We start from the raw sequence: 11549 nt of genomic DNA, 5'->3' as shown, positions 1-11549 counted from the left end.
TGCTTTTTCCAGTTTTCACTGAATGTTACTTTTTTTGCCAACCCTCGTTGCAGCTTGGCAAGTTTGAGTTGGTTGGCTTCAAAGCTGTTCTTGGGTTTGATGGTTTCACCGTTTGAGGTGGTGAGTAGTTTGCTGATACCCATGTCCAAGCCAATGGCGCTTGTGGCAGGGTGGCGTGGGTTCTCATCCAGTTCGCGCTCAGTGCCAAATGACACGTACCAGTGCCCTGATTTTTTGCTGATGGTGACGTTTTTAATCGTGCCGATGATGTCTTGCGATTTTCTGAATTTCACCAGACCAATGCCATTCGGGAGTTTGACGCGATTGCCCTCAACACGGCAGTATTTATCAAACTGAACCAAGCGAATGGAGTCACAGCCATCTGCTTTGTGTTTAAATTGTGGCATCAATGGGCGAAGTTGAATCTCTGTGCCATTAGCCAGCTTAAAGAACTTGGGCTTTTTGGGTTTCTTTTTATTCTCTTTGAATCTGGCGTGTACTTTGGGGTCAAAGAATCGTGACCAAGCAGACGCAAGATCGCGTACCTTTTGTTGTAAGGACACGGCATTAGAGCTAGATTTCAGAAAGGCAAAATCAGGATTGTTCTTTAAACTAACGATTTTATTAACGAGGTTGGTGGCATTGATAAAGTCATTTTTAGCAAACATCTCAAACGATATTGCCAGCATGTGATTCCAAACAAAACGCGCTGAGCCGACAAGATTATTTAGAATAATCTCCTGCTCTATAGTAGGCTCAAGCCTAAATTTGTACGCTTTGTTGATTTTCATAAATGCTTTCTTTGTTAATGAGTGTGTGTTTGATGACATGCTTATAATACTAGAATTTAAGGGTGTTTATTTCAATGAGTAGGTTGTGTAATACCTGAGTCAAAAAACCAACCAGTGATGCGAAATTCACCTCCACCCTAATGTCGGGTGGAGTCCTCTTTCGCTTTTTTGATAGCTAATGAGAGAGCGTCTCCCAAAATTGTCGTTTCAAGCTGCTATCAGCAAGCATCTCATCCAATGTCGGCACAGTAGTCATATTGGGATGCTCAAGTCCCTCAGGTAGCGCGGTCAATGCGGCTACTTGTATCTCTTCGCTTCTCCCTATTTTAAACACATAGCCTGCTAGGCTGGCATTGGCAAGCTCGGCAGTATCCATACCTTCGCAGATGGGGAACGATGTTGTCTCACAGGTTATGGACAATGCCTGCGTGATATTTTGCCACAGTTTTTGGCTATCATTATTAAGGGCTTGGATATCAACAAAAAATACCCAGTCCCCATAGCGGCCACCTTGTAAATCAAATGGCGCTATTTTAAGATTGTTAGTGTCGTGACTTCTTTCAGAAGGCTGGATTGATTCAGCTTGTGGGACAGCTGGCTCTACACGAGAGTTGGTGGCTGTATCAGGGGTACTGGTATCAAAACTATAGGTTACGGGGCTTTGTTCATGAGGGCGGCTTAAGCCAGCATCGTTATCGTCATGGTAATAAGTGCTATAAGAGTCCTCATCGACTAGAGCTGATCCAAAGTCCTCAGACGTGACATTTGACATATTACCGTTTGTATTGTCAATACTTGGTTTTACCATATGAGGCTGCTCAAGACTTGTGCTCGAAGCAACAGGCTGAACGATACTATCGGCGACATTAGGAGCAGAGATGTCTGCGATATTAATGGTTTCTGAGCTTGGCTGCACCCACTGATTAATACCCATTAACGCTAAAATCTGACGCTGCTGCATACGGTGTTGCAATACAACTAACGGGTCTTGGATATCACTCATGCGGGTCTACTATCCTATTTATCACAAATGGGTTTACAAACGTCTATTTTAGACAATACCTTCATATAGGTAGCACCTTGGCAGCCAAATATTGGCTACATCAAGCTTGTTTTAAGTCAGTCAAAAAAGCTGCCGCACCCTGAGCCCGTGCTCTGACAGTAAAAGCCGACAATCATACTCATCTTGACTGACTATCGTATCGTGTAACACCATCGTATGCAATGTACCCAGCCACTGTTGGTCATCATTATAAGTATAATAATGATTTATTCGTGGCATTATCAGTATGGCGGCTATTTTTACCGTTATTATAATCTATTTGAAGACTGCCCTGTTGTTTGTCTCAATAATTATCAACCGTATGATCGGTTTTACGGCTGTCGGTTAATAATGTGGCTGAAACACAATTTTTTGTATTTTTTTGCTTAGGCTATTTACCTTCACACCATCATCTAGTCAGCGCTGCTCGTATCGTTGTCCCATTCTTTGCCCAATTAAAATGCCGATCATCAGCAGTTTGTACAATACACAATGGTCCCCACTGATTAAAAAATCGTACGTTCAGCCAATCTAAGCTGATTAAACAGGCCATGAGGCGTACTCTCAATCCGTCCCACAGTTGGCAAAGAAGAAACAACTAAGTCCATTAGTACAGAATCAGACAAATTCAGAGCAAAAAAAAAGCCCTTTATAATAAAGGGCTTAATACAATACACGAGCATTTTTAGTTATTTATAGAGACAGATGTCAAATTTTAGACAAAAAAAAGCGACTCCAAAAGCACATCCTCGGCACACATTGTGACTATTACCGTTGCTACCTTCCGGTCCTGGCGGGATTCATAGAACAATGTTGCGAGGCTACCAATGGAGCCACCAGTTGCAAATTATACAAGAATTTTTCATTATTACAACCCCTATTATAAAACTGTTTTTTATGGCCTAAAACAAACCGTAACCTAGGTGACAAAATTCTCACAGCAGCGCAGCTAAATTTTGCTATTTTAGTGACTGAAGCTGAGCGCTCACTGTCATCTAACAAATAAAATGAACAGCTTCTAATATGGCTATGAATTGTATTTACGTTTTATCTAAATAGAATTCATATCTGTACTATTAATATTCCCTTAGGAGATCACATGAAAACCACGTTACTTAATAAAGCGGCTCTAACGACAGGCACTGCACTTTTACTAACCACTATGATGGGCTACGCGCATGCAGAGCCAACAGGCTATGATCAGCTTACTTTTCAGACAGAAGTAAAAGAAGAAATCCAAAACGATGAAGTCAGGGCGAGCTTATATAAAAAAGCACAAGCAACGGATTCTAAGACTCTAGCCACTACCCTGAACACAGCCATTAACAATGCGATGAAAATAGCCAAGCGCTACCCCAGCGTTACGGTCAGCACCGGACAGCAGCGCACTTACCCCCGTTATGATAAAAACGACAAAATTATTGGCTGGACAGGACAGGCAAATATCGATTTAAAGAGTACAGATTTTGCAGCGACTAGCCAGCTTATTGCTGACTTGCAAGAAACCTTAGTCATGGACAATTTAAACTTTGGTGTCTCCGATACCAAAAAGGACGCTCTAGAGCAAAAGCTGATGACTGATGCTTCACGCGCCTTTCAGCAGCAAGCTAAAAATCTTACCCGTGCGTGGGACGCTCGTGGCTATCGGGTGGTGAGTGTCAACTTAAACACAGGGAGCAACTACCCACGTCCAATGTATAGCAGCATGAATATGAAAGCAGGCGTAGCAGATGAATCTGTACCAAGCCAAAACTTTGAGTCTGGCAACAGTACTATCTCAGTGACCGCTAATGGGACGATTGAGTTGAATAAATAAAGCCGCTTATCTCTAAAGTGACGTTAACCATACGTATTAAAAAAGGCAAGCACTATAATGGTGCTTGCCTTTTTTAATACGCTTAATGAAGACTCAGGTATGACTAGTAAACGGTTAGATTTATAAACCCTCTTAAGGCTAAGGCGTAGCGGTTTCTTTTTGACGCAATTTCAACAAGACTTTTTGGTGCCACGGCAAGTTCTGATAAGCCAAAAGCTGCTGAGCAATTTTCTTATTATTTTGTAGCGTTGTATTGTTTTGGATCACATAAACAGTACGGGTCACTTGTTGAAGTATCTGATCCTTCTCGTTTTTTACCACGGCTCTGATAGCATGTGACCCTGGCAAGAGATTTATAGTCGCAATCGAGGCACTTAAACCTTGCGCCACTTCACTCTCATCAAAATAAATACTGATACTATGACCTGCTTGTAAAGCGGGTGTCACTTGCACTCTCACATTGATGGTTTGCGCTGGACGGCGATAAGCACGTTCCTCGCTAGGCTCAGTAATAGCAAGCTGATAATTGATGGGAGCTACCGTTTTAGGGTTTGAGCTCGGCACAGCAGCAGTTTGCCGTGTAGCAATAGCAGCAGGCTGACTGTTGGTATGACTGTTATTTGGCTGATTGGTTGTATCACTGGTAGCATCAGTTGTAATAGCCATCTGACTCACTTTTTTATCAGCTTGCTGCTCATAACTTTGCGGGCGGTCAGTGAAAGTAACTTGACCCGTTTTTTCATCGATAACCTTATAGATAGGTGCGGCATTTGCGAACGTCACACACAGAGTGGTAGCGCTAATAATCATAGCCCCTAGTAAACCTACTGTGAAGCCACCTTTTAGAAATCTCGGTTTTGATAATGTAGTCATAGTCCGCCTACCTGATTCGTGTCGACTGTTAATGGGTTTTATAAAAAACCATTATGCGATAATTTTCTCATGAAATCAGTAACGACTTCTGAGAAACTTTGTCAATGAATGTGGTGGCCTTGGCAACAGGTATAAAAAAACCAGCCAAGCTCAACTTGACTGGTCCTTCTTAACTGAATGAATTAACTAGAGTAATTTTGAATCTATACGATAGATTAGCAGCTATAGTACATGTCAAATTCAACTGGATGTACAGTCACGTTCAGACGTTGTACTTCTTCTTCTTTTAACGCAATGAACGCTTCTAACATGTCTTCCGTGAACACATCACCTTTTAACAAGAACTCATGATCATCACGTAAAGCTTGTAGCGCCACATCCAAACTCTCTGCAACTGTTGGGATTTGTGCTTCTTCTTCTGGTGGCAAGTCATACAAGTTTTTGTCCGCAGCTTCGCCTGGATGCATTTTGTTCTGGATACCGTCAAGGCCAGCCATTAGCAATGCAGCAAACGCTAGGTATGGGTTCGCCGTTGGATCAGGGAAGCGCGCTTCAACACGGACCGCTTTTGGGCTACTCACATGTGGAATACGAATAGATGCTGAACGGTTAGAGGCTGAGTAAGCAAGCTTGATCGGTGCTTCATAATGTGGCACTAGGCGCTTGTAGCTGTTGGTTGATGGGTTGGTAATCGCATTCAACGCACGAGCATGCTTGATCACACCGCCAATGAAATACAATGCTGTTTCAGACAAACCAGCATACTCATCACCAGAGAATGTGTTTACGCCGTCTTTTGAGATTGACATATGTACGTGCATACCTGAGCCATTGTCACCAACGATTGGCTTAGGCATAAAGGTAGCAGTTTTGCCAAACTGATGCGCGACATTGTGCACAACGTATTTCAATTGCTGAACTTCATCCGCTTTACGCACCATGGTGTTGAATGCCACACCGATCTCAGACTGGCAAGAAGCCACTTCATGGTGATGTACTTCAACTGAGCCTTCACCAACGATTTCTTCGATACGTTCACACATAACTGCACGCATATCGTGTGAGCTATCGATTGGTGGTACTGGGAAATAACCGCCTTTAACACGTGGGCGATGCGCCATGTTGCCCCACTCGTAACTCTCATTGGTCGACCATGCTGCTTCTTCAGCCGTGATTTTATGACTAACGCCAGACATATCAACTGACCATTTAACATCGTCAAATACAAAGAACTCAGGCTCAGGACCGAAGTAAGCAGTATCACCGATACCTGTAGACTTCAAGTACTCTTCAGCACGACGTGCGATAGAGCGCGGGTCACGATCATAGCCTTGTAGCGTTGATGGCTCGATAATATCGCAAGTCACTACCACTGTCACCGCGTCAAAGAATGGATCGATAAAAGCGGTCTCTGGATCCGGACGCAAGATCATATCTGACGCTTCGATACCCTTCCAACCAGCGATAGATGAGCCATCAAACATTTTGCCATCTTCCATCACATCTTCGTCAACGGTAGACGCTGGAAAACTGATATGTTGCTCTTTACCGCGTGTATCCGTAAAGCGAAAGTCAACCCACTTAGCGTTAGAAGATTGGATAAGGTCTAGTAGTTTGTTCGACATGAATAGTCTCCGTTGTGTTGATCATGTTATTGCGATTTCAAGGTATTGGTGCAATTTTTTAGTTTAAGAATATGAGATATGCTTCTGAAGCTAAATAGCGCATTCAATATTATGCTTATTATTAGCACTGTCAATGTTATTAATCAATATACTCTTTTAAAACAAATCATTCATAAGACTCATAGGCATCTTAGCAGAATCACCATAAGCCAAGTCAATCCTGATATTATTCTAACAACATATGACGTATCGTGCTGAACTCTTCTGACACTGACTAATAATGAGCGTTGACTCACTCTAAGCCATAAGCAATCTTAACCGTAACATTGCAAACGCTGTGCCAATTCTCTATGCTGGCTATTTACTAAAGCGCCAAGACTGGGATAATTTTTATATTTTTCAGCCACTTATAACGCAATAAAATATATACTCATCGTATCTTTAAGTAGCTATCTTACTAAACGTTTTTTATTATCAGCAGAAAAACGTTAAAAAACGCACCAAATTTGGTCATAATAAAATATGAGGTTTATAAGCGTTGCTATTTTATGGTGCATTTATAATGCTTATCTGGATTACGACGCCTGGTCGTGAACCTATCAGACAAGAAAATATTACTTTTCTTTAGTCCTTATTGACGACACTTGTACAGCACATTTGATAGACAGCAAAATAGTGGTAAGATAACGGCGTCTTAAAAAAGCACTCAGCCCCGTTAAAACAGCTTAACGCCAAATGTTGAGAGACATTAAAACGCATGTAGATATGTAGATATAGAGAGCCTCCCAAAATACCTGCCCGTCAATAAGTTGAAAACCTAATGATTCTGATGATCGATAATTACGACAGTTTTACGTACAATCTTGTACAGTACTTCGGTGAGTTACAACAGGAGATCACCGTCTGGCGTAACGATCAAGCCACTATCGAACAGATTAAAACACTGGCACCTGACGTTATCGTCATTGGCCCTGGCCCATGCGACCCTGACCGTGCTGGTATATCGCTAGAAGTTATCGAAACGTTTAAGGGTCGCATTCCTATGTTAGGGATTTGCTTAGGACATCAAGCCATTGGGCAAGCATTTGGCGGACAAGTGGTTAAAGCTGGTGAAGTGATGCACGGGCGTTTATCAGCCGTTTACCATAATAACCAAGGTGCCTTTGCCGGCCTACCAAACCCCTCGCAAGTCACACGTTATCATTCACTCGTCATCGACAAGACCTGTCTGCCTGAATGTCTTGAGCTGACCGCGTGGACACAGAACACCGATGGTAGTATCGAAGAGATTATGGGTGTCCGGCATAAAACATTGGCCATCGAAGGCGTGCAATTCCATCCTGAGTCTATTTTAAGTGAAGCAGGCTACCAGCTGCTCAATAACTTTTTGCAGACGTATCATTTGGCCGTACTAACCTCCGATGAGTTACCGAAAGTCAGTTGATTGCTTTCATTTGACTGCTTACAGATGACACGTTGTTAACAACAAGATCAAAGTAACCCCTCATTTACTTAAAACCAATACATAAAAATATTAAGCGAGACAATAATGAATACCGCCAGCATAAAGGATACTCATACCCCAGATAATATTGCTCAACTGTCTGACGAGGACACGCATAAATTACTGACGACAGCCTTAGGTAGAATCTTTCAGCATATTGATTTAACCTTTGATGAGATGTATCAAGTGATGCTTATCATTATGCAAGGAAGATGTAGTGATGCCATGATGGGAGCGATTTTGACGGGTTTGCGGATGAAAGGTGAATCAATCGATGAAATCACGGCATCTGCCAGTGCCATGCGCGCCTTGGCAGCCAACATCACGCCAAACAATTGCGATAATCTGGTCGATATTGTTGGAACGGGGGGCGATGGCGCTAATTTATTTAACGTCTCGACGGCATCCGCTTTTGTCGCTGCAGCCGCAGGAGCACAAGTTGCTAAGCATGGTAACCGCGGTGTATCGACTAAGTCTGGTAGCTCAGACTTACTCGAAGAAGCAGGTATTAGTCTTGCGCTCACGCCTGCACAAGCGCAAGATTGTATCGAAAATCAAGGGATTGGCTTTTTGTTTGCGCCGAATCATCACAGTGCGATGCGTTATGCCAACCCAGTGCGCCGTGAATTAAAGGCCCGTACTATTTTTAACATTTTAGGTCCACTAACCAACCCTGCTGGCACCCCCAATCTAGTCATTGGTGTCTTTACGGCCCAACTTTGTGAACCCATCGCTAAAGTAATGAAGAATTTAGGCGCGCGTCATGTCATGGTCGTCGGCGCAAAAGATGGCCTAGATGAAATCAGCCTTGCAACCTCTACTACCGTCGCTGAGTTAAAAGACGGCGAAGTATCCGTTTATGAGATGATGCCAGAAGATGCAGGTATCGAATCACAAACGCTTATTGGTCTGGATGTGGACTCTTCGACGCAAAGTCTTGAGCTGATTCGTGCGGCGCTATCGGGTTTAGAAACTAACGACCGCTCCGTCCTAAAAGCCCGTGACATGATTGCGTTAAATGCAGGCGCGGCTATATATACCGCAGGACTTGCCAGCAATTACCCTAATGGCGTGAGCCGAGCACAAAAAATCATCCAAAATGGGGATGCTTTAATGAAGCTTGAGACTTTAGCCACCTACACGCAGCAGCTGGCATCTAAAGATTAAAGAATAAACACCATTAGTACGCAGCCCTAGCCATCACGGTTTGTTTACATTTAACGATATTTGGATACCAGTATGACCACAACCAATACAGACATCCCCTCAGTATTACAGCGCATTGTCACCACCAAAATAGAAGAAGTGAAAGCGGCTCGTGAGGCGCTACCACTTGAAGACCTGCAAGCGCAAGTCGATGCTGATAACAAGCCACGTCGAGGCTTTGCTGCTGCCCTACGTGCTGCCAGTTCTCATAAAAACGGTATCGGTATCATTGCCGAGATCAAAAAAGCGTCACCTTCTAAGGGTGTTATTAATCACAATTTTGCACCTGCCTTATTCGCACAGCAGTACGAACAAGCTGGGGCCTGCTGTTTGTCAGTATTGACTGACCGTGATTATTTCCAAGGCGATGACCGCTATCTGCTTCAAGCATCTAATGCCGCAAGCCTGCCGATACTGCGTAAAGATTTTATGATTGATACCTACCAAATTTATCAATCCTATCTCATGGGCGCAGACTGTGTATTATTAATCATGGCCTGCCTAGATGACGCGCAAGTAAAAGAACTACATGCGCTCAGTATCCAATTGGGTATGGATGTGTTGATCGAAGTACACACCAAGGCTGAGCTTGAGCGCGCGCTCCAATTACCTCGTTCTGAACACAACATTTACGGCATCAATAATCGTGATTTAAATACCTTTGATGTTAGCCTACAAACCACACTGGATTTAAAAAACATCTTAACAGACGCCCTAGCGGTTGACGCTGATAGCACCACCCCTAAACCGCTGATTGTCACCGAGAGCGGTATCCATAGCAGCGATGACATTCGTTTGATGTTAGATCACAATATCCCACACTTTTTAATCGGTGAGCAATTTATGAAAACCGATCACCCTGGACAAGCGTTACAATCCTTACTTGCGGGCGTTGCAGCAGACGGGTAAAGTAGCTAGACAGTCTAGACCTTAACTATGAAATCATTCATTCATTAACCAACGATACGTTAACTTTTATGTCAAACTCTCTATTTTCAAAAGAAATGCAAGACCAACTCAAAGAGCTAAAAGGCCAACTGAGCAAAGGCCGTGATACCAACTCGCCTGAAGGTGAGAATCAAAAGCCAACAGAACCTGTTGCCCTACCAACCCAAAAGCAAGTCAAAAAAACGGTAAAACAGTTAGACAGTGAACATATCGATGATGATAAAGTGCTGTTTATGCAAGCGATGCACGGTGTGAACCAGCTTGAAGACAAAAACGTTCGCCCCCCTTCAAACGCAGAAAAAGCGCGCAAACCTGATGCTGCCACCCTGTCCAAACGTGCTGCGGCTCAAGGTAGTGAGGCAAGCGATTTGGGGGCAGGCCTATCAGATATGCAAGCCCTACTGAACCCTGTCGCTAGTGAAGCATACTTGTCTTACAAACAGCCAACTTTGCAAAACAAAATTTTTGATCAACTCAAAAAAGGCAAGCTGCGTTGGTATGATGCTGTCGATATTCATGGCTGTACGATTGAAGAAGCTCGCGAGGCCATGACGCAATTATTGAGTCAAGCAAAGCAAAAAAACGAGACCATGGTAAAAATCGTTCATGGTAAAGGTAGTGAAGCCATTCTAAAAACTTGCGTCAATGGTTGGCTACGTCAGTTGCCAGAAGTATTAGCGTTTTGTTCTGCCCCACCAAAAGACGGTGGCAACGGTGCTGTACTGGTATTGCTCAAAAAGCCAAAAGTGGATGGTGAGTAAGTACTCCTGTTCTAATACAAAAAGGACTGCCCATCAGCAGTCCTTTTTTGTATCATTGAATGGTACATTGGTGCCATCACTACCCTAAAGTGCATCTTCCTACTCTCTTTGTACCCACTGTTTTAACGGTTAAGGCAAGTCCATTATGCGCCCACACATCATTGAAAACCCTCACGAGTTAGAGGAGCACATCACTGCATTGGTTGCTATCGAGCCAAAATTTGCTGCTGTCTATAACCAAGTTGGGATGCCAAGCCTGAGACACAATACCGGCGGATTTGAGCAATTGATGAGAGCAATGGTCGGTCAACAGCTCTCTGTCGCAGCGGCAGCCAGCATTTGGCAACGTTTGATTGATGCAGATATGACAGCTCCGCAGGCTATTAATAAAGCGAGTGATGAAGCTTTACGGGCACAAGGGCTCTCTAAGCAAAAGACGCGTTATATCCGCTCACTGGTAGAGCATGATATAGACTTTGGCGCATTGGTTGCCATGCCCGATGAAGACGTCATAAAAACACTGACCGCTGTTACTGGTATTGGCCGCTGGACGGCTGAGATGTACCTGTTGTTCTCATTAAAACGAGCAGATGTACTGGCTGTCGATGACTTAGCCATTAAAGTCGCAGCGATGCATTTACTAGATTTGGCTGAGCGCCCCACACCCAAACACCTAAAGCGGCTAACCCAAGACTGGTCACCACATCGTAGCGCTGCCAGTCTGTTGTTATGGTCCTACTACGGTTCGTTACGCAATAAAACGGCCATTCCCTTGTAAGGCAAACAATTCACAATCATCCTTATCTAAGACATTTGTTTAGTTGATACTTTTAAGGCTGATTCCATTTGACACACTCCCACCACTTTCGCCGCGCTCAAGTGGGGGATTCTAAAAGCATTAGCCTTTAGGCGACATTCTCACGACCGTCGCAAGTTTTCTGTTTCATCGGGCGACCTTTACTGCATCCTCCCTCCACAGACAA

Annotated in this window: 10 protein-coding genes and 1 other RNA gene; 6 read left to right on the top strand and 5 right to left on the bottom strand. The window is 43.6% G+C overall.

Features of this window, described 5'->3' with window-relative positions:
* From B2P60_RS10855 to ffs, 3 genes are all read right to left on the bottom strand, one after another.
* A partial coding sequence (locus B2P60_RS10855) for an RNA-guided endonuclease InsQ/TnpB family protein (RefSeq protein ID WP_286741320.1) occupies positions 1-791 on the bottom strand: 791 nt, incomplete at its 3' end.
* Positions 792-966: 175 nt separating this feature from the next.
* A complete protein-coding gene (locus B2P60_RS10850; protein WP_286741319.1) occupies positions 967-1794 on the bottom strand; it encodes a hypothetical protein in 828 nt (275 codons plus the stop codon).
* A gap of 772 nt (positions 1795-2566) precedes the next feature.
* Positions 2567-2663, bottom strand: an RNA gene (ffs, locus tag B2P60_RS10845) — signal recognition particle sRNA small type.
* Between the two features lie 269 nt (positions 2664-2932).
* Between ffs and B2P60_RS10840 the strand changes: the two genes are divergently transcribed.
* Positions 2933-3649, top strand: a complete 717-nt coding sequence (locus B2P60_RS10840; protein ID WP_198333688.1) for an SIMPL domain-containing protein — start codon at positions 2933-2935, stop codon at positions 3647-3649.
* A 138-nt stretch (positions 3650-3787) separates the two neighbouring features.
* On the opposite strand, the gene B2P60_RS10835 is transcribed toward B2P60_RS10840, so the two are convergent.
* Both B2P60_RS10835 and glnA read right to left on the bottom strand, forming a co-directional pair.
* Positions 3788-4522: a DUF4124 domain-containing protein gene (locus tag B2P60_RS10835; RefSeq protein WP_198333689.1), complete on the bottom strand. Its 735-nt coding sequence runs from the start codon at positions 4520-4522 to the stop codon at positions 3788-3790.
* Positions 4523-4737: 215 nt separating this feature from the next.
* Positions 4738-6147 carry a type I glutamate--ammonia ligase gene (glnA, locus tag B2P60_RS10830; RefSeq protein ID WP_193006882.1) on the bottom strand — a complete coding sequence of 470 codons (1410 nt, stop codon included), beginning with the start codon at positions 6145-6147 and terminating at the stop codon, positions 4738-4740.
* A gap of 820 nt (positions 6148-6967) precedes the next feature.
* On the opposite strand from glnA, the gene B2P60_RS10825 reads away from it, so the two are divergent.
* The 5 genes from B2P60_RS10825 (at position 6968) to B2P60_RS10805 (ending at position 11344) form a co-directional block, all read left to right on the top strand.
* The gene (locus B2P60_RS10825) at positions 6968-7591 is read left to right on the top strand and encodes an aminodeoxychorismate/anthranilate synthase component II (protein ID WP_193006883.1); all 624 of its coding nucleotides are present in this window, start codon (positions 6968-6970) and stop codon (positions 7589-7591) included.
* A gap of 105 nt (positions 7592-7696) precedes the next feature.
* Positions 7697-8818, top strand: a complete 1122-nt coding sequence (gene trpD, locus B2P60_RS10820) for an anthranilate phosphoribosyltransferase (protein ID WP_193006884.1) — start codon at positions 7697-7699, stop codon at positions 8816-8818.
* A gap of 72 nt (positions 8819-8890) precedes the next feature.
* Positions 8891-9766, top strand: a complete 876-nt coding sequence (gene trpC / locus B2P60_RS10815) for an indole-3-glycerol phosphate synthase TrpC (RefSeq protein ID WP_286741317.1) — start codon at positions 8891-8893, stop codon at positions 9764-9766.
* A gap of 68 nt (positions 9767-9834) precedes the next feature.
* Positions 9835-10566, top strand: coding sequence for a Smr/MutS family protein (locus tag B2P60_RS10810; RefSeq protein ID WP_198333693.1), 732 nt, complete (start codon positions 9835-9837; stop codon positions 10564-10566).
* Between the two features lie 145 nt (positions 10567-10711).
* Complete coding sequence (locus B2P60_RS10805) at positions 10712-11344, top strand: DNA-3-methyladenine glycosylase family protein (protein WP_198333694.1); 633 nt, start codon at positions 10712-10714, stop codon at positions 11342-11344.
* Positions 11345-11549 lie beyond the last annotated feature (205 nt).

Origin of the sequence: Psychrobacter sp. UBA3068, from assembly GCF_002366815.1 — a bacterium.
In the GTDB taxonomy this organism is placed as follows: domain Bacteria; phylum Pseudomonadota; class Gammaproteobacteria; order Pseudomonadales; family Moraxellaceae; genus Psychrobacter; species Psychrobacter namhaensis.
Note: the sequence above shows the minus strand (reverse complement) of the source record. Positions and strands in the feature narration are given on the sequence as shown.